Source organism: Sinomicrobium kalidii (assembly GCF_021183825.1).
Classification (GTDB): domain Bacteria; phylum Bacteroidota; class Bacteroidia; order Flavobacteriales; family Flavobacteriaceae; genus Sinomicrobium; species Sinomicrobium kalidii.
On sequence record NZ_CP089211.1, the window covers coordinates 2,287,051 to 2,310,870 of the forward strand.

Sequence of the window (23,820 nt, forward strand, 5' to 3'; positions counted from 1 at the left end):
TTTCTTATTACCTTTGTTATAGTAAATTTAATTAAAAATGATGTCATTGAATATTTTTTTAGGAATGATCGGCCCTTGGCAGATCGTATTGGTCGTAGTAGTCCTTCTGTTGCTTTTCGGCGGCAGGAAGATTCCGGAACTGATGCGCGGGCTCGGAAGCGGGATAAAAGAATTTAAGGACGCCACCAAAGAAGACGAAACTGCTCCCGAAAGCAACAAGAAAGAATAAAGTAATTTTTTTCTTGTAAATATACAACGACCTTTATCCCGGCGAGGATAAGGGTTTTTTTTGTTTTTTACAGGCCCTGAAACCACAGGTTCTACGAATAACATAATGGTGTTAATCGTTCATAGACAGTTGAATACGCTTTCTTTCCAGGTCTACATCGATTACTTTTACCATCACGTGCTGATGTAATTTTACCACACTGTTCACATCGCTTACAAATTCATTGCTCAGTTTGGAAATATGTACCAGCCCGCTCTCCTTGATCCCGATATCCACAAAACATCCGAAATTGGTGATATTGTTCACAATCCCCGGAACGGTGATCCCGGGTTTCACATCTTCTATGGTTTTCAGGTCTTTGCTGAATTCGAATACGGCTGCCTTTTTTCTGGGGTCCAGGCCCGGTTTTTCCAATTCCCTGATAATATCATTCAGGGTGGGTAACCCCACGGTTTCCGTACAGTACTTTTCGGGGGTTATCCTTGCTATATTTTCCCTGTTTCCTATAAGTTCCCGGACTTCCAGTTGCAGGTCGTGCGCCATTTTTTCCACTATGGCGTAGCTTTCCGGGTGTATGGCGGAATTGTCCAGCGGATTTTTACCCTGCAATACCCGGAGAAAGGCCGCACTTTGTTCATAGGCCTTATTTCCGAGCCTGGGAACTTTAAGAAGTTCCTGCCTGGAGCGTATTTCCCCGTTTTCGCTCCGGTATTCCACGATCTTTTCCGCAAGGGATGGTCCAATACCCGATACATAACTCAACAGGCTGGGGCTTGCCGTATTTACATTAACGCCAATACTGTTCACACAACTCATTACCACAGTATCGAGTTCTGTTTTCAGTTTGCCCTGGTCCACATCGTGCTGGTATTGCCCCACTCCTATTGCCTTGGGATCAATCTTAACCAGTTCGGCCAGCGGATCGGCCAGCCTTCGCCCGATGGACACCGCTCCTCTTACGGTAACATCATACTGGGGAAATTCCTGTCTTGCAATACCCGAAGCGGAATATACGGATGCCCCGCTTTCATTCACCATAAAAACCTGTATTTCACGGTCAAAAGCTATTCGCTTTATCAGTGCTTCCGTTTCCCGGGATGCAGTACCGTTACCAACGGCAATAGCTTCTACCCGGTAGGCATTTACGAGCGATCTTATCTTTTTTATGGCCTGTTTCGCTTCCCTTTGCGGAGGATGCGGGTATATGTTTTCGTTGTGAAGGAGATCTCCTTTTTCGTCCAGACATACGATTTTACAACCGCTTTTATAGCCGGGATCTATGGCCAGGATGCGTTTTTCCCCCAGTGGCGGAGCCAGCAACAACTGCCGCAGGTTGGCAGAAAATACCTGAATGGCGGTATTATCCGACTTTTCCCGGGCTTCTTTCAGTACCTCATTGGACACAGCAGGATATAACAACCGTTCGTAGGCTTCTTTTACCGCTTTACGGATATAATCTGTTCCCGTGCCCGTTTCATTCCGTATCACAATGTTTTCTATGGCTTCCAGGGCGCTTTCCTTATCTGTTGTCAGCCTGATCCGGACCACTTCTTCCTTTTCCGCACGCAACATGGCCAGGAGCCTGTGCGACGGGCATTTATTCAACGGTTCGTTCCAATCGAAATACTGCCTGTATTTTTGGGCCTGTTCATCGTCTTCCCTGCCCTTTATCACAGATGCAGATATCCCGGCATTCCTTCGGAATATCCGCCGTAATGCATGCCTTACCCTACGGTTTTCGTTTATCCATTCGGCAATAATATCCACAGCTCCCTGTAGCGCCTCTTCGGTACTATCCACCTTATCTCCGAGGAACCTTTTCGCCGCATTTTCAACATCTGTTCCAGGTTGTTGTGCCATCAGGATCTTGGCCAGAGGTTCCAGCCCTTTTTCCCTGGCCACACCGGCCCTCGTATTGCGCTTCCTTTTGTAGGGCAGGTAAAGGTCTTCTATCTCGGTAAGTGTAGTGGCTTCCTCTATTTTTTGTTTTAATTCGGGGGTCAGCGCTTCCTGTTCTGCTATGGATTTAAGCACGGCGTCTTTTCGCTTGCACAGTTCCTCATAGGTGCTTTTCAGCTTTTGTATGGCCGCAATCTGCACCTCGTCAAGGTTTCCGGTCATTTCCTTCCGGTAACGGGCAATAAAGGGCACTGTATTGTCTTCCCCCAGTAATTTTAAGGTGTTGGTAATACTTCTTTCGGGCAGATCAATGCGGGTGGAAACGTAATTTAAAATATTCACTACGGGTTAGGATATGAGATTTCAGATTTTCAGACCTCGAATACAGGTCCTCAAAAATATTGTTATCTTTTACGGGAAGTTCCGGAGTATCATTTAAACATAAACACTTGTTTTCAGTAGTTATTTTCCGGTAAACCTGATGCTCTTCAGTATGGATTCCAGTTCAAACATATAATCGCGCTTGTCCTCGGAGGGGGCAAAGGTAAGGCCTTCCAGGACGAGCAAGCGGTCGTTTTCTTTATCCGTTATGATATAATTTATAAAGGGCCCGGCCATGGCAAAGTTTTTCATTTCCCACATGCCCTTGGTCTCCATAGTGGGTTTTCCGGCCAGTGTAATGTCAAAAATATAGGGCGCATATGCCTTCTGGGTAATCATATACATGCCTTTTTCCCGTCCGGGAACGTATTTCTTTCCTATGGAATCGTGCATTTTTATAAAGGCGTCCACACGAGTGGAATCGTCAGGAATGCTGTTCAAGGGAAGTTCATAGACAAATACGTTCATGGTTCCCTTGGAGATCATCCTTTCTATCCATATAAAATTGTCTTCCTGTTTTGCCGTTTTATACACGGAAGGCATGGTAAGGGCTATTCCGAATTTTTGTTGCAAATAGGTTTCCTTGTTTTCCGAGGTCAGAAACCTTTTCTGGTTTTCTTTCACATCATTGTCCTTGAATTCACGGATATATTTGTCCGAAGTTTTGGCAATGAGGGCTATCAGTTCCCCGTTATCCGGAGCTTTTACAACTCCGATTTTCTGCGGACGGGCAAAAGTATCGGTCTTGATACCCGAACCTGTAGTCGTATCCTTTTGTACAAGCAGAATGTTCCTGCTCTTGGTAGTAGAACCATTAAATACGGAAGGAGGGATCTGATGAAGGGTAAAAAGCGGCTCTACGGAAGGCAGACCATCTACGGGAGCGGCATAATAATTACGTATTTCATCTCCTACTTCGCCCTTCCACATCTCATTGTCTATAACCACCGCCAGGGAATTAATGGCTCCGACGGAATCCGGGAGATACCGTTTCTTGTCCTTTTCGGATTCCTTGCAGGAGGACAACACCAGCAATACTCCGGTTAAAAAAAGCGCAATTCCTTTGCGAATGCCTGAATTAATCCCGTTTCTCCGGTTTATTTTTCCATAATTGTCCCATGTTCTCTCTGTCCGTGACCGGACAGGTGCGTTTTGTACCATTTTGTTCAGATTTAGTGGTTTTGTTAGCAGTTACAAAGCTTTAGCTTCATTCCGGGCTTTAATTTATTCCCACTAATATCGTTCCAATCTTGAATATTTTTTACAGAAATTCCCCTGAATTTTCTTGAAATGGTCCAGAGGGAGTCTCCCTTTTTAACGATATACACTTTATTTTTAGAAGAATCTGAGTTTCCGGACGACGACTTGGCCACAGGTGTGAGTGTCCGTTTTCTCGGGTATATGGTAAGGCGCTGACCAATGCTTATCCTGTTGTTCCGGAGTCCGTTCCACTGTTTCAGGTCACTTACCCGTACGCCGTAACGATTGGCTATTCTCCCCAGGTAATCTCCGCGCCTCACCCGGTAGGTTATCTTGCTGTTCTTTTCAAAAAACTGCGGTAACGGCTTTTCCTTTTTTGCTTCTTCGGCTTCTATCAGGGCATAAATAGCATCTTCATTGGTCACAAATTTACCTATGGCCTTTTTGGGAAGGCGAAGAGCATGTACTTCGTTCTTGATATGGGGAACGATATCGAGTTTATAGGCAGGATTTAAAAACTGTATCTGGTCGACATCCACACCAACCAGTTCCGATACCTGATCAAAGCTGACTGATCGTTTTACATGAACCGTATCGGTTTCAAAATAGGCAACTTCAGGTCTCTGTACGTGGAGTCCGTGTGCATCGGCATATTCGAAGATGTACATCATAGCGAGAAAGGAGGGTACATACCCGGCTGTTTCTCTGGGCAGGAACGGCCTGAGGTTCCAGTAGTTCTGATATCCTCCGGAACGGCGAATGGCTTTGGATACATTTCCCGGTCCGGAATTGTAAGCCGCCAGTGCCAAATCCCAGTCACCGAATATTCCATATAACCTGGCCAGGTATTTACAGGCTGCTTTTGTAGACTTAACGGGATCGCTACGCTCATCTATGTACGAACTTACCTCAAGGCCGTACATCTTCCCGGTATTGTACATAAATTGCCAGATCCCGGTGGCTCCTACCCAGGATTTTGCTCTCGGGTTCAGGGCAGATTCTATAATGGCCAGGTATTTTATCTCCAGAGGGATGTCGTTATTGTCCAGCTCCCTTTCGAACAGGGGAAAGTAATATTCGCTTTTCAGTATGGTCCTTTCGAGGAATTTTCTCTTGTTTTTCAGTAAGTTCTTGATAACACTTTCCAGTTCCGGATTGTATTCGACATTAAAAGGTGTTTTTTCATTCAGTGCCGCCAGCCGGGCTTTCAGGGTGTCCGTAGGTAATTCTTTATATTTGATTTTCTCGTATTCAAGTCCTGTTACCGTTTGGGTAATGGTGTCGTATAAATTGTTGTCGTACAATTCCTTCAGCCATAAACTATCTATTCTGGCTGCCAGAGAATGGTCTTTGAGACGATATACGCCATCCACTTTTTGTATGGTCACCTCCGGCAGTAAAGAATCCTTGTTTTCGGGAGCTCTTCTTGTTCTTTCCCGGGACACTTCTTCCTGGTTTTCATTAATTTCTGCAAGTTCCTGTGCGTAGCCTGTAACGATCATCAGACCAAGGAATAGGGTAGCAAAATAGCTTTTCATTGGGTTTAGACTCTTTTTTGGATTAACGGAAATCCCGTAAAAATCGTGTTTTTTATTTAGAAAATAAACACAAAATCGTGTTAAAATAAGAATCCCTGCCTTTAATTCCTAAAGACAGGGATTTATTCTTTATGTTTTTTAAGCAAAAACCTACATTATTCCCGAATTGCAGCAATTCCCGGAAGGGTTCTTCCTTCCAGACTTTCCAGCATTGCCCCTCCTCCGGTAGATACGTAACTTACCTTGTTTTCAAAACCAAACTGTTTTACGGCAGCTACCGAATCTCCGCCGCCTACCAGGGAAAACGCTCCGTTTTTGGTAGCCTCTTCAATAGCATCTCCTATCGCTTTTGTCCCTTTCTGAAAATTTTTCATTTCAAAAACCCCTACGGGGCCGTTCCACAAGATGGTTTTCGACTGCAGGATAACTTCCCTGAAGTTGCTCAGGGTTTTCGGCCCGGCATCCAGTCCCTGCCATCCGTCAGGTATTTCGTCTACGGCCACTTCCTTTGTATTGGCATCGTTGTCAAAAGCATCGGCAGCGATAACATCTACGGGAAGATGTACTTTTACACCTTTTTCTTCAGCGCTTTTCAGGATCTCAAGGGCGAGTTCCTGTTTGTCGTCTTCACAAATGGAATCGCCAATTTTACCACCGTTAGCCTTCACAAACGTATAGGTCATTCCACCGCCGATAATGAGGTGATCTATTTTGTCGAGAATGTTTTCAATGATCGTGATCTTCGAGGAAACCTTGGCCCCGCCGAGTATGGCTGTTACCGGTTTTTCCCCGGTATTCATCACCTTGTTGATACTTTCGATCTCCTTGGCGAGCAGATAACCAAAGCATTTGTTTTCTGCAAAATACTTTGCCACTATGGTGGTAGATGCATGTGCCCTGTGTGCGGTACCGAAGGCATCGTTTACATAAACATCCCCGAGTTTTGATAATTGCCCGGCAAAATCTTCATCGCCCTTTTCCTCTTCCGCATGAAAACGAAGGTTTTCCAGGAGCAGGATTTCACCGTTCTTCAGATTGGCCACGGCTTCTTCCGCCTTTTTCCCGACACAATCTTCTACAAAATTTACTTTGACACTGAGTATCTCAGATACGGCATTTACGATATGCTTTAAAGAAAGTGCTTCCTGGGGTACTCCTTTCGGCCGGCCCAAATGGCTCATCAGCACGGCACTCCCCCCGTCTTCCAGGACTTTTATTACCGTGGGCTTTGCAGCTTCTATACGCGTAGTATCCGTTACATTGAATTCGCTGTCCAGAGGTACGTTAAAATCCACACGGATCAATGCTTTTTTTCCTTTAAAGTCAAAATCATCTATTGTCTTCATAAAAGTAATGTGTTTACGTGTTTTGAAGGGTATATTTTCCGTATATATAACAGAAAAGTATTGAGCACAAATGTAAATAAATATTGATTTGTAAAAATAGCCCTTTTATTAGAATATTGTTAAATTGACGAAATAGTTTTGGAGTTGATTGGTTCGGGAGTTTCGGAGTTTTTTCGATTTATTGTTTACCTCAGGCCTTCCTGAGCTTCCCCACCAATAAACTCATCAACTAAATAACTCCAAAAACCAAAAAGACTTTATATTTGCCGTATGCTATTCAAAGATATTCTGGGACAGGAACACATTAAGCGGCACCTTACGGTAAGTGCCGATCAGGAAAGGATACCGCATGCCCAGCTTTTTGTGGGAAACGAAGGAAGCGGGGTACTGCCTATGGCCATTGCTTATGCGCAGTACGTGCTGTGCAGAAATTCAGGAGGAGAAAACAACACAGGTATTGAAACCTGTAACCTGAAATTCGGGAACCTGGCACATCCCGACCTGCATTTTGCTTTTCCCGTCGCGGCCAACAGCAAGATAAAATCACGTCCCGTAAGCAGCAATTTCCTGGAAGAATGGCGACAGTTTATCAACGAAAGACCGTACGGAACCCTTTTTGAGTGGTACCAGTCGCTGGGCATAGAAAACAAGCAGGGGCAAATCGGTGTGGATGAAGCCCAGGAAATCGTAAAATCACTGTCCCTTAAATCCTATGAAGGCAATTACAAGGTGATGATCATCTGGATGGCCGAAAAACTGAACATTTCGGCCGCCAACAAATTACTGAAACTCATCGAGGAACCGCCGAACAAAACCTTGTTCATCCTGATCGCACGGAACGAAGAGCAGATTATGCAGACCATTCTCTCGCGCTGCCAGATATTGCACTTCCCTCCTCTGGCGGAAACGGCGATCAGGGAAAAACTCGTTTCCCGGGGAATTGAGGAAAACGAAGCCTTAAAAATTGCCCACCAGGCCAACGGGGACTACAACAGGGCCATGGTGCTCGCAGATACGGACAACAGTGACCTGACTTTTGAAAAATGGTTTGTGCAATGGGTACGCTCTGCCTTCAAGGCAAAAGGGAACAAAGCCGCAATACACGATCTCATTGCCTGGGGCGAACAGATCGCCACCACCGGAAGGGAAACGCAGAAACTCTTCCTGAACTATTGCCTGGACGTTTTCCGGCAGGCCCTTTTAATAAACTACAGCGCACAGCCATTGGTTTATATGGAATTCAAAGCGGATAATTTCCGACTGGATAAATTTGCCCCTTTTGTAAGCGGCAATAACATTACGGAAATTTCCCGGGAACTGCAGGACGCCATTTATCATATAGAACGGAACGGCAATGCAAAAATAGTACTGACGGACCTTTCCATTAAACTGACCCGCTTACTGCACAAGGCCTGACCTTCCGAAGGAGATTCCGGAGAAAACAGGCCACTCTTCCTTGACCGGATAAACTTAAAAAACACCCGTCAGGCCGTAAAATACAATCTTTGTCTGTAACTTTATACAACCAAAAAACAGTTTATTATGGAAACCCTGCAACACAATGCTGCCGAAGTTCTCATCCTTCTGCTTCTCGTAATTACCTTTTTACAGAGTGGTATCGACAAAATAACAGACTGGAAAGGCAATATTTCCTGGCTCCGGGGCCATTTTTCCGAAACTTTTTTAAAGGATATGGTGCCCCTGTCCGTCGCAATCGTATTGATCCTTGAAATAATATCGGGCGTGCTTTGTCTCCTGGGCATTGTACAACTCCTGACACAGAACAATACGCCAATGGGATTTTACGGAGCTATTGTCTCCTGCCTGACCCTCTTGATCCTGCTTTTCGGGCAGCGTATTGCCAAGGATTACGAAGGAGCCAAGACCATTGTGGTCTATTTTATTCCGGCTGTGGCAGGGGTGTATCTCCTGCAATAAAACCTTTTGACAGACCTATTGTTTTTCAGTAGCCTCTTCCTTTTTGAGATAGGTGTCGAGGAACTTTAATATCTGTCCGTATCCCTTGATCTCGTTCTCTTTCTTGACAAAACCGTGCCCTTCGTCGGGAAACACGATATACTCTACGGGAATATTGTTCTTTTCCATGGCCTCCACGATCTCATCGGATTCTACCTGTAATACCCTGGGGTCGTTGGCCCCTTGCAATACCATCACCGGATTTTTTATCCGGTCGGCATGAAAAAGCGGTGAAATCTCGCGGAGCCGAATGGAATCTGCCGTATTAGGGTCTCCCAGTTCTTCATAAAGGGCCTCGCGGAACGATTCCCAGTACGGCGGGATTGATTTGAGGGTACGCAACCAATTGGTAACGCCAAAAATGTTTACACCTGCTTCAAATTCATCCGGTTCAAAGGTCATGGCGGCCATGGTCATGTATCCGCCGTAGCTTCCTCCTATGATCCCTGTTTTTTCAGGGTCTATGTATTCCTGTTCCTGTAACCATTTCTTGCCCCAGATACAGTCTTTGAGGTCCTTGTCACCATGATTCCTGTCGTCCATTTTATGGAAGGACTTTCCGTAGCCGCTGCTTCCCCTGTTGTTTACCGCCAGTATGGCATAGCCGTTGTTTACGAGATACTGTAAAAGCGAAGAATATCCTGTGCGCGATTGTCCCCCGGGGCCTCCGTGAACCCAGACCAGGGCCGGTACCTTGTTTTCGGCTGTTGCGGTCAGGGGTTTATAGTAGATGGCCGGGATTTCAAGCCCGTCAAAAGACTTAAAACGCACCACCTTTGCCGATACCAGGTCTTCCCTGTCTATTTCCGGGTTGAGGGTTTCTGTAAGCTTTTTGAGCTTCCCGGTATCGAAATGGTATACGTAGAGGTTATTAGGAGATCTGGAAGTGCCTACGGTAAGCCGCATTTTTGCTTCACTTTCGGAAATACTTACGGCGACAATATTACCGTCAGGAATTTCCGGAAAATCTACTTTTTCTCCCGATGTATTGTCGAGCACCACCAAGGTATTCTTTCCATCTTCGTTAATCGCTATGACCCTGTATTTCTCATTTTCGCTTACATAGCTGTACATAACATCCCAATCGGTCTGAAAAAGCACGGTATTTTTACCGCTTTCCACTTCGTGCCGAACGAGATATGTGAATTCTGCATCCACATCGGTGGTGTAAAAGAAGTATTTCCCATCCTTGCTGAAACCGGAGGCGGAATAGATCCCGGGCTTGTCCGTATCGGAGATCTCCGTCGTTTGTCCGGTCGTCCGGTCGTACAGAAAAAGCCGGTTTTCACTGGTTGTCACGGATTTTTGCAGGGCCAGTATATTTTCATCTGCGGAGCTACCGGAAATACTGAAGCCTTCCGTATTTTCATAGAGCATTTCCACTGTTTTGTCGGCCATATTCATTTTATACATGTCAAAATACCTGGGATCCCTTTTATTGGAGAGGTAATACATGGATTTTTTGTCCTCACTCCACCCTGCAAAGCTGGATTTGGCTTCTTCTCCCGGGGTCAGGTCTTTCGTGGTCCCGTCCTCTTCCAACAGGTATATATGGTTTATTTCATTACCTCCTTTGTCTGCCGAATAGAGTATTTGCCCGGTTCCGGGAACGTAATCTATAGCAAAAAAGGACTCTTTTTCCGAATGGGTCACCTGCTTTTTTGTGCCGTCCTCAATATTTATTTCGTAAAGATTAAATATTCCGGATTCGTCACTGCTCACCAACAGTCTGGACTCATCGGAAGAAAAAGATCCCCCGCTAATACGGCTGTTGCCGTAAAACTGTTCTATGGTATATTGCTCAATCTCCCTTGCTTCCTGTTTTTTTTCGGTATTACAGGACAACACGAGGAAAACGGTCAGTAAAAGAACGTTGGTTTTCATAAGATGCATTTTTAATTGGTTGTTGTAACTATCTGACTGTTAATCTTCTTAAAAGTTACATTTTTTTCAGGAAATATCCCATTCCGGTTTGAGTTTATCCTGAGTTTACCAAAAGGATGAGGGCTCCGTTGCGCCGTAGCATTCGCCCTCATGATAAGAATCACTTACGTATATCAAATAAAAAACCCGGTGCATTACACCGGGCCGGATATTATAAAGATATTTTTTCGACGGGAAGAAAACACAATTCCTTCCTTTTTCCCTAACAAAAGGACTTATTTTTCTTCTTTATATTTTTCATTAAGGATCTTCAGGACCTCTTCGGTGATGTCCTTGCCTTCTTCACCATATAAAACGCTCCCCGCTTCATTGGCCCCCAGAATATAGGTATACCCGTTATTTTTACCATATTCCTTTACGAAATCGCGTACTTTTTCTATCAGTGAATCTATTTGTTCCTGACTTTCCTGCTGCAATTGCATTTCCTCCTGCTGTACCTGTTGCTGAATTTGCTGCCGCTTTTGCATTAAGGTGTTATACTTTTCCTGTGCCTTGCTTTGGGACATCTTGGATGCTTCATTCTGAAAAACCTGTGCCTCGGCCTGTAATGCCTTGGACAAACTATCGGTTTTTTTCTCGAAAGTATCCAGTTTTCCCTTGAATTTGGCTTCTACGTCCTTCTTTTCCTGATAATCGTTGATAAGCTTGGTATTATCCACGAAAGCAATTTTATTCTGCTGACAGGAAAGCAATCCCAGTAGAGCCACTCCGGCTATGATAATTTTCTTCATAGGTGTACAAATTTGTTTATACGCAAAAATAGAAAAGTTTTCAAAGTAGCCTATCGGAGTGTTGTTTAATTTTATTTTTTCATTTTTCAGAAGACCGGACAATTTAAGGCCCCTCATAATCAATTTTTATTCGTCTTATAAACACAATAAGATATGGCTATTATATTTAAGCTGAATAAATGCGATTTAAGACAGTTTTTCTGTTTTGCCGGGGATGGCTCCTATACAGCCGTGAAACTTCGAAAAAACGTCTTATTTCAATTATTTTGATGTTTAATCACATAAATCAGGGAAGAGTACTCCTTAGAGCGCGCAGCTTTACGATTGGAAAGCCACCCTGTACAAAAAGCCCGAAAAATATTCATTTTCCCGTTTTTGTATTTTTCGGAAAGCAGGCTTACATAATACGCATCAAATTTCATGGGGATGATCTGTTCCACCTCCATTCCTTTTTCCGAAAAAAGCGATCTTACCGCATCCGAAGAAAAATGCCAGAGATGCCTGGGGACATCATAGGCTGCCCAATATTCCTTATAATATTCTGCATCGTAGGAACGAAAATTGGGAACAGCAATAAAAAGTGTGCCATTTTTCCGGAGCAGTTTTTTTAACTCTTCCAGTTGACGTTCCAGATCGGGCACATGCTCGAGTACATGCCACATGGTGATAATGTCATATGCAGACCGTTTATCTTCCACAAAAGAGGCGTCCGGTTTTTCGAAAAGTAAAATTCCTTTTTCCCCTGCCCTTTTCCGTGCCGATGTATTGGGTTCAGTTCCGTTAACATTCCACCCGTCTTTTTTTGCCACAGCCAGAAAATCGCCGGTACCTGCACCAATATCCAAAAGGGCTCCCTTTCCCGGATCTGCGGCATTGATGTATTTCAATTTTTGCCTCAGGGCATAACTTTTTACCAGGTGATAGATTTTCTCAAACCAGCTCCGCCGGGCATCAGTATGGGAAATATAATCTTCACTTTTATAATATTCAGGAAGTTCATCTGCTTTCGGCGCCGGATGTGTATAAAGCATCTGGTGTTTTTCATCCCTGATCAGGGAAAATGTTTTACCGCTTACCGTATGGTCTTTACATCTCAGGTAAACGGGGTTTTCGGTAGTGTTCATTAAAGGGAACTTAAATATTCGGTTTTCAGTTCTTTCAGGTAATTGACAATTACATTGTGGTGTAACGAATTTAAAGATAAACAATCGTCTTCATATGCTGAAGACACCCGCATTGCAATGTAATGATATGTTTCATCGTAATCATCATCCTTATCATATTCATTATTGTCTGTTATTTCGGTAAAGTCCAGATATGAATTGTTGATTTGCGGCGCAAAAACAAAAACATCAAAATCCGTGTCGTTCAAATTCACAGAAAACCTGCTTCCTCTTCCATGTGGCTCCAGCTTATATTTTTTGGAAAGAAAGTTAAAAAAATGCAATCCCTTTTCCCGGTTCTCAAATACGAAGAGATTCTTTTCGGTCTTTAAACTTTTATCGATATCCACTCCCCTGTCAATTCGATACTCACTTATTTGCGGTGCCAGTTTTATGGGAATACATCCGTGTATTAAAACAAAGGAAGAAAGCAAACAAAGGAGTTGACAAAGGTGTTTCACGTGGAACGCTGCTTTTTATTATATGTTTTAAAACCGAAAAAACAGCATTTACCTTCCCATATACACCAGCATTACACTGATATCACTCGGTGATACTCCGCTTATCCGCGATGCTTGAGAAAGTGTTGCCGGGCGAATGTCTTTCAATTTTTCACGCGCCTCGAAAGAGAGTGATTTTAATTTGTCGTAATCAAAATTCCCGGGTATGGCAATATCTTCCAAACGGTTCAGTTTATCGGCATTGTTCTTTTCCTTTTCGATGTACCCGGCATATTTTACCTGTATCTCGGCCTGATCCATCACTTCCTTATTGAGGTTATTTTCTTCGACATACGCTTTTACCTCTCCTACCCGAAGCATATCGTTCATAGTAATTTTTGGTCTGGAAAACACCTTGTATATTTTATCGGACTGTTTCATCGGCGAAGATTTCCTCTCCTCCAGGACGGGATTCATTTCCGAAGGATCGACACTTGTTTCTTTAAAGAAGTGAATAAACGCATCTGCATCGTGCCTCTTTTTTTCCATTTGCCGCAATCGCTTTTCAGAAGCCAACCCGATAGCATGTGATCTCGGCGTCAACCTGAAATCGGCATTATCCTGCCGCAAAAGTGTCCTGTATTCGGCTCTTGAAGTAAACATTCGATAGGGTTCTTCGGTCCCCTTGGTTATCAGGTCATCGATAAGAACCCCTATATAAGCCTCATTTCGCTTAAGAATAAAAGGTTCTTTTTCATATACTTTAAGATGTGCATTTACACCTGCCATAAGTCCTTGCGAAGCCGCTTCTTCATAACCCGTTGTCCCGTTGATCTGACCGGCAAAAAACAGGTTTTCCACCAGTTTCGTTTCGAGCGTATGCCTGAGTTGCGTAGGCGGAAAATAATCGTATTCTATGGCATAACCGGGACGAAAGAATTTTACATTCTCAAAACCGGTCACCGAACGCAGTGCTTTAAACTGTACATCTTCCGGAAGCGAGGTTGAAAAACCATTCACATAGACTTCCACGGTCTTCCATCCTTCCGGCTCTACAAATATCTGGTGCCTGTCCTTATCGGCAAAACGGTTTATTTTATCTTCTATCGAAGGGCAATACCTCGGCCCGATACTCCTGATCCTTCCGTTAAACATCGGTGAGCGTTCAAAACCTTCCCGGAGCAGGTCATGCACTTCCGGGCTCGTATAGGTCATATGACAGGAGCGCTGTTTTGATAACGGTTCTGTCTCATCCGAATAAGAGAATTTTTCCGGGATTTCATCTCCGGGCTGTTCCTGCATTCTGCTATAATCCAACGAACGTCCATCCACCCTGGGCGGGGTTCCGGTCTTCATCCTCCCGGCATCGAATCCCAGCCTGATCAGGTCCTCGGTAATTCCGGTAGAAGCTCTTTCTCCTGCCCTTCCTCCTCCGAGCTGTTTTTCCCCGATATGGATAAGTCCGTTCAGAAATGTCCCGTTTGTCAATACCACGGCTTTTGCACGAACTTCAATTCCAAGCGATGTTTTTACACCCGCAATTCTCCCGTTCTCTACGATCAATCCCGATACCATTTCCTGATAAAAATCGAGGTTCGGGGTTTGCTCCAGCATCAACCGCCATTCCTCGGCAAAGCGCATACGGTCGGATTGTGCTCTCGGGCTCCACATCGCAGGCCCCTTTGATTTATTGAGCATTTTAAACTGTATAGCCGTCTTGTCGGTAACTATACCGCTATATCCTCCCATCGCATCAATCTCCCGTAATATCTGTCCTTTTGCAATCCCGCCCATTGCAGGATTACAGGACATCTGTGCGATGTTCTGCAAATTCATCGTTATAAGCAGGGTTCTTGACCCCATATTGGCCGCTGCGGCCGCTGCTTCCGAACCGGCATGGCCCGCTCCCACTACAATAACATCATACATTCTGTCAAACATGCCTGTATTTTTAAAATTTTCTGCTTTATAAAATATATCCTTTCAGTCAGAGGTCACACGACCGTGTGACACTAACAAGAAAACGTGTTCCACGTGGAACAACTTAACAAAGTACGCTATCGTTCCACGTGGAACATTTTTATTTTCTCCTCTTCCTTTGCTCTCATTTCGGCGCGTTCTCCGGCAGATTTATCCTTGTAACCACAGTAATGCAAAACGCCGTGAATCATTACCCGTTTCAATTCCTCCTCAAACGACACACCAAAATCCTGCGCATTATCCTCTACTCTCTCTACAGAAATATATACATCCCCATGTATCCTGTTACCTTCCGTGTAATCAAAGCTTATAATATCGGTAAGCGTATCGTGATCCAGGTATTTCATGTTCAGACCATGCAAATAGTCATCATCACAAAAAATATAACTTATCTCTCCCGGTTCTTTACTTTCGGAAATAATGACCCTTTCTATCCATTCTGCATACCGCTTTTCGTCCAACAGGTCAAGTGCCGATTCATAATGAAAACTAATCATTCTTTTTAAAATATTCTTTTACCTTCTTCCTGTAAATTTGCCGCAAAGGTAATACTTGTCTGTTTAATATCTCCATGCCCTGTAAATATTCCTCAAGCTCCGCATCAATCTCACCTTTTTTACCGTCGAACCTTTGTTCATTCGTATGGCTTTCTCTTCTTTTTTCTTCACCCTGTTCCATCGCAGCATCCTTCAGTTTTAACAGTTCATGTTTCAGGTTCAACATTTTTTTAAGCGTGTTTTCATTTAAACCCGTTCTCAATAATTCATCTTCTACCTTCTCCATCTCTTTCAATAGCCTATTTTTCTTTCCCTGATCGCCATTGCCCATTTTATCGGACAACTCTTTTTCCAACGCCTGTTTGAGCATTTGTTGCTGTTTATAGATCTCAAACAAGGCTTCAGATTGTTTTTCACCTTCTCCCTCTTCTCCTTCCCCCTGCTTTTTCTCACCTTCCTCTCCTTTTTCCTCCGACCCCTTCAGTGCATCCTTCATTTGTTGATTCAACTCCTCCTGGCTCTGAATAATATCCGGCAGCTGCATTTCATTTTCCCCTTCGCCTTGTCCCATTCCCATGCTCTGCTGTAAATTGTCCAGTATATTTCCGAGCAATGCAGCCAGGTTATTGGCAGCTGTAAATGCATATTGCTGACTGGAAGCCCCCCTGTAAATTTCATTTTCGGATAATCTTTCGATAGCCTTGTCCACGTGAAAATGAACATCCGTAACTTCCTTATTGACCTTTTCCGAAAGTTCAGGTCTGCGCATGGACAATGCAAAAAGACTGTCGTCTATATGCTGAAAAACTTCTTTTAACTGGTGTTGTTTCCTGATCGTATTCGAAAATGACGGATGATCTTCCCGCATCGCTTCTATCGTTTTCATGAGCCCTTCCTGTTCAAAGGAGAACGCTACCAGGTTTTTTAATATCTGTCGTAAAACGGCAGCATCTTCCATATCTCCCGAAGCCGAGCCCGATTGCATTGCCGCTTTCATTTGCGCTCCCATCTGCTTCATTTTCTGCCCCGCGTTCCGTTGCTGTTGCTTTGCTTTCTCAGTGTTGTTCTGCTCCAGGTTTTCCAGGGATTTTTTCTGCTCTTCAGAAACCGACTGTTCTTCTTTTTCATCCCTTCCCAGATCCATCGGCTTTTTTAAATCCCGGTTCTCCTTTTCCAGATCTTCCGCTTCCTCCCTGAATTTTTCAAATTCTTTATTCAGGTCTTCCTGCTTTTCAGCAGTGTTCTCTTTCTCTTCCTTATTCGATAACGCTTCCTGATCTTTCCCCAATCGTTCCAGTTCGCGACGCAATCGCTCTGCATTTTGAGTTACGTAATAGCGCTTGGTGAGTTCCAGTACCTGTTCCAGGTTCCGTTTGTTATTCTGGTGCGATTTGGATAATTTTTCCAGTCGTCTGGCCATATCCTCCCTATCGATTTTATCGGCCACTTTTTTCAATTCTTCAAGGAGTTTTTCATTTTTCTTTATTTCCTCCTTTTGCCGCTCCAACCGTTCTTCCAGCAACTTTTTCCGTGCGTCATCCTCTTCTTCCCCGGGTGCTTCTTTTAAATGTTCATTCAGTTCTTCTGTAAAGCGTTGCATGGTTTTCTCCTGCTGGATCTGCCTGTTGATAAAATCTGAAATCCGCTCCCGGTCATTAAACGATTTCTCTTCTTTCTCCATGTTCAGCGTATTAATGTCTTTCAATTCCTTCCGCTGTTCTTCCATTTCCCCTAATGACCTCTCCAGCGACCGGATGGCTCCGCGCTGTTGTTCCAGTTGTTCCCGTTCAATTTCTTCCCTGGTCCGCACACGATATGTAAACAAGCCCGACTTGCTTGCCTTTCCTCCACGAAGGGCATCGTTGTCCTTCACTTCAAAGTACAGTACATAATTGGTCCCTTCCTCCAGCGTTAAATCCCCGGGAAACACATCGATAAACCGCGCTACATTCCCGGAGGTATTGATATTGATTTTCTTTCCTTTTCTTTGTTCTTCCTTATCCTCCGGGTAATAGACCATTCTCAGATTACTGAATCCATAATCATCCGAAACCTGGCCTACAAAATCCGTACGCTCCACAGAAAGCGAATCACTGACTTCCTTAACTTCTATTTCGGGATATTCATCTTTTACAACCACTATACCAAAACCCAGAGATTCGTAATCCGGCAAATCGGCATTTCCGGTCGTAATTTCATATTCGGTATCCCGGAACACGGGAACGGACCATTGAAATTCGGCATTGTTCCCATTTCTCGAAACCTCATCAAAAACAGCCGTTGAATCGGCGGAAATCCAATTCACTTTTCCGGCATTTTTTGTCCGGAGCTTCCATGTTATCCTCGTACCTTCCGGCACGGTAGCATTCCCCGTCCCCGTAAGCGTATCGCTACTCATTTTCAAATAAGCCGGATAATCCAGGTACATTTCAAAAGCCGTCATGGCCGGTGCATTCAAAATTTCCAAGCGATACGGGCGCGAACGTACGTCATTCGCCATGAGGTAAAAATCAACACTCCCGTCGGGCCGCTTAAAAACATAGCTGAAATTGCCCGGGCCTTCGTTCTGCATAAAATAGGTTTCTTCATCATACTGGATGGTCACATCCTCCGGTATTACTTCTCCCGTTGTCCTGACCTCTATTTTAAAAGGTTTTCCCTCAATTCCGCTCAACGTATTATTCACTACGAAAAACTGAAACGGCGCCGGCGGTTCATATGCCGAACGATAATGTACCACACGTTCATAACTATCTGAAAACCAATTAATATTACCACTAACCCATACTAAAAAAATAATAATTACCGGGATCAGGGCATATTTTGCATAGCGCATGTTCTTTTTAATATCTACGGCAATATGGAAGGGAAACGGCCGTAATTCCTCCGACTTTTGTTCTATACTTGCAACCAAAAGTTCGTTCTTTTCATTTCCCCCGTTCAAACCATCGCCCGAAAGTTGCAATACGTTCAACAGTTTATCCCCTATTTCCGGGAAATGGTTACCAATGATCCCGGAGGCCTCCGTGTAATCAATTCCCTTTTGAATACGCAGTAACCTAAACACCGGAACGGCGATAAAACGGTATAAAAGGAAAATAGCTCCCCCGAGAAACAACCAGAACAATACCGCCCTTCCCGTACTGTTAAGCCACAGGAAATGTTCCAAGAGCAACATGACTATGAGATAAAGCAATCCGATGGCCGTGAACAGTAAAACCCCTTTTATAAGTTCATTTACATAGTATTTTCTTATAAAAATTTCAAGTTTTTGTTTTACGATATCAAAACCCTGTATTTTTCTTCTTCCTGTATCCGGTAGCATTATTCTTCCGTTTTAAACTTCCATTCGTTATAACCTATAAAGTTACAATTTTTTCTAATTCACAAACAGCGATTTGCGGCTTGTGGAGAAACCCTTAAATTTGCTTCACAAAAAGGAGAGCATGACAAAAAAAGTTCGCGTACGTTTTGCGCCCAGTCCTACCGGGCCTTTACACATAGGAGGTGTTCGCACCGCATTATTCAATTATCTGTTTGCCAAAAAAAACGGGGGTGATTTTATCCTGAGGATCGAAGACACCGACCAGAACCGCTATGTGGAAGGGGCCGAAGATTACATCGCAGCGTCCCTGAACTGGTGTGGCATCCCATTCGACGAAGGTATTGGCAAAGACAAGGGTTTTGGTCCTTACCGGCAGAGCGAACGCAAACACCTTTATAAAAATTACGCCGATCAGCTCATTGAAAACGGCATGGCTTACTACGCCTTTGATACGGCTGAAGAACTTGATGCTCACAGAAAAGAACACGAAAAGAACGGAAAAACCTTTATTTACAACTGGCACAACCGTCAGAAATTAAAAAATTCACTTTCCCTCCCTCCCGAAGATGTACAGACCAGACTCCGGGCCGGGGAAGATTATGTCATACGCTTCAAATCGCCCCAGGATGAAAGCCTGAAGCTGAAAGACATCGTACGCGGCGAAATTACGGTAGACACCAATATCCTCGACGACAAAGTGCTCTTTAAAAGTGATGGTATGCCCACCTATCACCTGGCCAACATCGTAGACGATCACCTGATGGAAATCACCCATGTGATCCGCGGCGAAGAATGGCTGCCTTCGCTGGCACTTCATGTACTCCTTTACCGGGCTTTCGGTTGGGACAGTCCGCAATTTGCCCATTTGCCCCTTATCCTCAAGCCTACAGGAAAGGGAAAACTGAGCAAAAGGGATGGTGACAAGCTGGGGTTCCCCGTATTTCCGCTGGAATGGAAAGACCCGGCATCAGGCGATGTTTCACGTGGATACCGCGAAGAAGGATATTTTCCCGAGGCTGTTGTAAACTTTCTTGCTCTCCTCGGATGGAACCCGGGCACCGACCAGGAAATATTCAGCAAGGAAGAACTCATCAGGGCTTTTGACCTGGAAAGGGTCCATAAATCCGGTGCGCGATTTGACCCGGAAAAGATAAAATGGTTCAACCATCACTATCTCCAGGAAAAGGACGATAACATCCTGAGTGCGGCCTTCGGAGAACTGTTGCAACAAAAGGGAATAGACACTGCCCTTCCCCTGCCAAAAATAGTTTCGCTGGTCAAAGAAAGAGCCACCTTTATCGCCGACCTGTGGGAACAAACGTCATTCTTTTTCGAAGCTCCGTCGTCCTACAATGAAAAAGCGGTTAAAAAACAATGGAAGGAAAAGACCGCTGATATTATAAAACAACTTATACCTGTACTGGAAAATGTTACCGATTTTTCTTCTGCAACTACAGAAGAAACGGTCAAGACCTGGATAGGTGAAAACGGGTTCGGGTTCGGACAGGTAATGCCTCCTTTACGGCTTGCCCTGGTAGGCGAAATGAAAGGGCCCCATATTTTTGATATTACCGAGATACTGGGCAAGGAAGAATCCATAGCCCGTATCAGAAAAGCCATTGATACCCTCGGATAATTCCCGGGTATTCCATTAACATATTTCTACCTTCATAAACCTCACAGATAAAAGAACCTGTGAGGTTTTTTTGCGTATATTCACCAAACAATTAATCTTTTAAAACAAATCCCATGAGTTACATTCTTTACCCGGTGATATTCTTCGGACTAATCATCCTGATTTCGGCCTTTTTTGTGGTAAAACAACAAACAGCGGCCATTGTAGAACGTTTCGGGCGTTTTGAGAGTATCCGGCACTCGGGCTTACAATTAAAAATTCCGATTGTCGATCGCATTGCAGGAAAACTTAGCCTTAAGATACAGCAACTGGATGTTATTGTAGAAACCAAAACGCGGGACGATGTTTTTGTAAAACTGAAAGTTTCCGTCCAATATGTCGTTATCCGTGAAAAAGTTTACGAAGCCTTTTACAAACTCGAATATCCGCACGACCAGATCACCAGTTATGTGTTTGATGTGGTCCGTGCCGAAGTTCCCAAAATGAAACTCGACGATGTCTTTGTCAGAAAGAACGATATCGCCGATGCCGTAAAAGGAGAACTGCAGGAAGCCATGCTCGATTATGGTTACGACATTATTAAGACCCTGGTTACCGATATTGATCCGGACTCTCAGGTAAAAGCAGCCATGAACCGCATCAACGCCGCAGAACGTCAAAAAATAGCCGCCCAGTTCGACGGCGATGCCGAACGTATACGGATTGTTGAAAAAGCCAAGGCCGAAGCCGAAAGTAAACGCCTGCAGGGACAGGGTATTGCCGATCAGCGCAGGGAAATCGCCAGAGGACTGGAAGAGTCTGTCGAAGTACTGAACAAGGTAGGTATAAATTCCCAGGAAGCTTCCGCACTTATTGTTGTTACACAACACTACGATACCCTGCAATCCATCGGTGAAGAAACCAACAGCAATCTTATCCTCCTGCCCAATTCGCCGCAAGCGGGAACAGATATGCTGAACAATATGGTAGCGGCATTTACCACCAGCAATCAACTTGGTGAATCCATGAAAAAGCAAGCCAAAGCCAAAGGAAAGGACAAAGGAAAAGACAAAACCGAAGATGCACAGTGATTACGGTCAAAAAATAAAAATAAAGGCGTTTAACGGTGTTTTGAACAGAAAAGAAAGTCTGTCTCACACTAAAAATAATCCTTGCTTAAATCTCATTTCAGAAGGTCGTTTTTAATTGTAAAAAATGATATTTAATCAGTTTACCATAATTATTTTAAATAATAGTAAAACCATATGCGTTTAATAAAAAGTATAGATTTATTAAATATTCTCTATCATGCAAAATTCCTTTTTTGTTTCGACAGATAAATCAAAACTCGATATCGACCTCATTGAAGATTTTCTGAAAAACAAATCGTACTGGGCAAAGGGCCGGAACCGGAATATTATAGAAAAATCAATTGCCAATTCCCTTTGTTTCGGTATCTATACCCGGGAAGAAAAGCAGGTGGGTTTTGCCCGTATTGTCACAGATTATGCCGTATTTGCCTGGGTTATGGATGTATTTATCACAGATGATTACAGAAAAAACGGCCTGGGTAAATTGCTCATGGAACACATTGTGCAACACCCCGAACTCCGGGAAGTGGAAAAATGGGGATTAAAAACACTGGATGCACACACATTATACAAAAAGTTCGGATTTCATAATACTACGCAATCCGAACTTATCATGGAAAAGATTGTTTTAACTTAGGCAGAAAAGTTTTATTTCTTGTCCTGTAATTTTGCCCAGGTATCCCTTAAACCCACGGTTTTGTTAAATACCGGCTTACCGGGTTCCGAATCCCTGTCCACACAAAAATACCCCAGCCGCTGAAACTGGTATCGTTCCCCTTCGGATACCTCTTTTAATGAAGGTTCCGCATAACCTGTAGTAACATTCAGTGAATCGGGGTTTATAAACTCCATGTAATCCTTGTCCTTATGACCGTCCGGTTCCGGGTCGGTAAACAACCTGTCATACACGCGTATTTCTGCTTCTACGGCATGTTTTACAGCTACCCAATGCAATGTACCCTTTACTTTTCGCATGCTCTCCTCCGTGCCGCTACCGCTTTTGCTAAGCGGGTCGTAAGTACAATGTATTTCGGTTATATTTCCCTCACTATCTTTCACACAGTCTTCAGCCTTGATGATATACGCATTTTTAAGGCGTACTTCCCCGCCCAGTTTCAAACGGAAAAATTTTCTGTTGGCCTGTTCCCGGAAGTCTTCCCTTTCAATGTAGATCTCCCTGGAAAAAGGGATTTTCCTGTGTCCCGCACTTTCATCTTCCGGGTTGTTCTCGGCATCCAGCCATTCTTTTTCGCCATCAGGATAATTAGTGATCACGACTTTTACCGGGTTCAGTACCGCCATTACACGGGGTGCCTTTTTATTCAGGTCCTCCCTTACACAAAACTCGAGCAGTGAAACATCGATAAGGTTTTCACGCTTCGCTATTCCGATGGTTTTTGCAAAATTACGAATTGAAGCAGCCGTATATCCCCTTCTTCGCAACCCGGAAATCGTGGGCATCCTGGGATCGTCCCAACCGTTTACTATTCCTTCCTTAACCAGTTGCAGCAATTTTCGCTTGCTCACCACGGTATGACTGAGATTTCTCCGGGCAAATTCGCGCTGTTTGGGTTTCACCCTGCCTTCTTCATAAACATTGTCCAGGAACCATTCATACAATTCCCGGTGCATGGCAAATTCCAATGTACAGAACGAATGGGAAACTTCTTCTATATAATCGCTTTCACCATGTGTCCAGTCATACAAGGGATATATGGGCCAGTCATTGCCTGTTCTGTGATGATCTTTATGCAGTATGCGATACATCACGGGGTCCCGCATCAACATGTTTGAAGAGGCCATATCTATTTTTGCACGCAATACATGCGATCCGGATTCGAACTCTCCCTTGCGCATCCGTTCAAAGAGATCGAGGTTTTCTTCTACCGAACGATTTCGATTCGGGCTGTCTTCCCCGGGTCTTGTGGGTGTTCCTTTCTGGGCCGCTATAGCTTCCGAAGTCTGGTTGTCAACATAAGCCTTCCCCTTTTTTATAAGTTCTACTGCCCAGTCGTACAACTGCTGAAAATAATCGGAAGCATAACATTCCTGATCCCATTCATATCCCAGCCATTCCACATCCCTTTTAATGGCATCCACATATTCCTGTTCCTCTTTTTCCGGATTGGTATCGTCAAACCTCAGGTTTACCGGGGCATTGTAATCCAGTCCGAGCCCGAAGTTCAGGCATATGGAACTGGCATGTCCTATATGCAGATAACCATTGGGTTCGGGTGGGAAACGAAACCTCAACTTTCCCCTGGGAAAACCACCGTTAATATCTTCCTCAATAATATGCTCTATAAAATTAAGTGATCGCTCTTTTTCCGACATGGTACTTCCTGTTCTTTTGTTGCAAAAATAAGTCAACCTTTTGGAACTTTGTGATGTTGTGTTGTAAAATGTGGTTAACACCCCCTTGAGAGGGCTCAGGGGGTGTAAGTCCGTCATTACCGCTTTGTCT

18 protein-coding genes are annotated in these 23,820 nt (G+C 44.0%); 6 read left to right on the top strand and 12 right to left on the bottom strand.

From position 1 onward, the window contains the following. Positions 1 to 37: 37 nt before the first annotated feature. Positions 38 to 229 (top strand): twin-arginine translocase TatA/TatE family subunit, encoded by a 192-nt coding sequence (gene tatA, locus LS482_RS09170; RefSeq protein WP_233031483.1) that lies wholly within the window; start codon positions 38 to 40, stop codon positions 227 to 229. 111 nt (positions 230 to 340) lie between these two features. On the opposite strand, the gene LS482_RS09175 is transcribed toward tatA, so the two are convergent. The 4 genes from LS482_RS09175 to LS482_RS09190 all read right to left on the bottom strand — a co-directional run bounded on the left by LS482_RS09175 (position 341) and on the right by LS482_RS09190 (position 6,593). Next, positions 341 to 2,470: a Tex family protein gene (locus LS482_RS09175; protein WP_233031484.1), complete on the bottom strand. Its 2,130-nt coding sequence runs from the start codon at positions 2,468 to 2,470 to the stop codon at positions 341 to 343. 120 nt (positions 2,471 to 2,590) lie between these two features. Then, the gene (locus LS482_RS09180; protein ID WP_233031485.1) at positions 2,591 to 3,670 is read right to left on the bottom strand and encodes a DUF4837 family protein; all 1,080 of its coding nucleotides are present in this window, start codon (positions 3,668 to 3,670) and stop codon (positions 2,591 to 2,593) included. A gap of 23 nt (positions 3,671 to 3,693) precedes the next feature. Continuing rightward, positions 3,694 to 5,247, bottom strand: coding sequence for a LysM peptidoglycan-binding domain-containing protein (locus tag LS482_RS09185; protein ID WP_233031486.1), 1,554 nt, complete (start codon positions 5,245 to 5,247; stop codon positions 3,694 to 3,696). 155 nt (positions 5,248 to 5,402) lie between these two features. Continuing rightward, on the bottom strand, positions 5,403 to 6,593 hold the full coding sequence (locus LS482_RS09190; protein ID WP_233031487.1) for a phosphoglycerate kinase: 1,191 nt from the start codon (positions 6,591 to 6,593) through the stop codon (positions 5,403 to 5,405). A 270-nt stretch (positions 6,594 to 6,863) separates the two neighbouring features. Here LS482_RS09190 and LS482_RS09195 point away from each other — a divergent pair, with 270 nt between their 5' ends. Continuing rightward, positions 6,864 to 8,009: a DNA polymerase III subunit gene (locus LS482_RS09195; RefSeq protein WP_233031488.1), complete on the top strand. Its 1,146-nt coding sequence runs from the start codon at positions 6,864 to 6,866 to the stop codon at positions 8,007 to 8,009. A gap of 126 nt (positions 8,010 to 8,135) precedes the next feature. After that, positions 8,136 to 8,531 (top strand): DoxX family protein, encoded by a 396-nt coding sequence (locus LS482_RS09200; RefSeq protein WP_233031489.1) that lies wholly within the window; start codon positions 8,136 to 8,138, stop codon positions 8,529 to 8,531. 15 nt (positions 8,532 to 8,546) lie between these two features. Here LS482_RS09200 and LS482_RS09205 read toward each other — a convergent pair whose 3' ends face one another. The 7 genes from LS482_RS09205 to LS482_RS09235 form a co-directional block, all read right to left on the bottom strand. Next, entirely contained in the window at positions 8,547 to 10,454 is a 1,908-nt protein-coding gene (locus LS482_RS09205; RefSeq protein ID WP_233031490.1) for a S9 family peptidase, read from the bottom strand. 275 nt (positions 10,455 to 10,729) lie between these two features. Next, a complete protein-coding gene (locus tag LS482_RS09210; RefSeq protein ID WP_233031491.1) occupies positions 10,730 to 11,245 on the bottom strand; it encodes an OmpH/Skp family outer membrane protein in 516 nt (171 codons plus the stop codon). Positions 11,246 to 11,502: 257 nt separating this feature from the next. Then, complete coding sequence (locus LS482_RS09215; protein WP_233031492.1) at positions 11,503 to 12,369, bottom strand: class I SAM-dependent methyltransferase; 867 nt, start codon at positions 12,367 to 12,369, stop codon at positions 11,503 to 11,505. Further along, entirely contained in the window at positions 12,369 to 12,869 is a 501-nt protein-coding gene (locus tag LS482_RS09220; RefSeq protein ID WP_233031493.1) for a hypothetical protein, read from the bottom strand. The genes LS482_RS09215 and LS482_RS09220 overlap by 1 nt, the downstream gene beginning before the upstream one ends. A 48-nt stretch (positions 12,870 to 12,917) precedes the next feature. Further along, a complete protein-coding gene (gene mnmG, locus LS482_RS09225; protein WP_233031494.1) occupies positions 12,918 to 14,789 on the bottom strand; it encodes a tRNA uridine-5-carboxymethylaminomethyl(34) synthesis enzyme MnmG in 1,872 nt (623 codons plus the stop codon). A 116-nt stretch (positions 14,790 to 14,905) separates the two neighbouring features. Continuing rightward, positions 14,906 to 15,325 (bottom strand): rRNA maturation RNase YbeY, encoded by a 420-nt coding sequence (gene ybeY / locus LS482_RS09230; protein ID WP_233031495.1) that lies wholly within the window; start codon positions 15,323 to 15,325, stop codon positions 14,906 to 14,908. Further along, positions 15,318 to 18,650 (bottom strand): DUF4175 family protein, encoded by a 3,333-nt coding sequence (locus LS482_RS09235; RefSeq protein ID WP_233031496.1) that lies wholly within the window; start codon positions 18,648 to 18,650, stop codon positions 15,318 to 15,320. Before LS482_RS09235 ends, ybeY begins: the two co-directional genes overlap by 8 nt. 121 nt (positions 18,651 to 18,771) lie before the next feature. Here LS482_RS09235 and gltX point away from each other — a divergent pair, with 121 nt between their 5' ends. The 3 genes from gltX to LS482_RS09250 all read left to right on the top strand — a co-directional run bounded on the left by gltX (position 18,772) and on the right by LS482_RS09250 (position 21,993). Beyond that, a complete protein-coding gene (gene gltX, locus LS482_RS09240) occupies positions 18,772 to 20,286 on the top strand; it encodes a glutamate--tRNA ligase (RefSeq protein WP_233031497.1) in 1,515 nt (504 codons plus the stop codon). 113 nt (positions 20,287 to 20,399) lie between these two features. Next, positions 20,400 to 21,356 carry an SPFH domain-containing protein gene (locus LS482_RS09245; protein ID WP_233031498.1) on the top strand — a complete coding sequence of 319 codons (957 nt, stop codon included), beginning with the start codon at positions 20,400 to 20,402 and terminating at the stop codon, positions 21,354 to 21,356. 217 nt (positions 21,357 to 21,573) lie between these two features. Beyond that, positions 21,574 to 21,993 (top strand): GNAT family N-acetyltransferase, encoded by a 420-nt coding sequence (locus tag LS482_RS09250; RefSeq protein WP_233031499.1) that lies wholly within the window; start codon positions 21,574 to 21,576, stop codon positions 21,991 to 21,993. An 11-nt stretch (positions 21,994 to 22,004) separates the two neighbouring features. Here LS482_RS09250 and LS482_RS09255 read toward each other — a convergent pair whose 3' ends face one another. Continuing rightward, positions 22,005 to 23,690, bottom strand: a complete 1,686-nt coding sequence (locus LS482_RS09255; RefSeq protein ID WP_233031812.1) for a glutamine--tRNA ligase/YqeY domain fusion protein — start codon at positions 23,688 to 23,690, stop codon at positions 22,005 to 22,007. Positions 23,691 to 23,820: the final 130 nt, after the last annotated feature.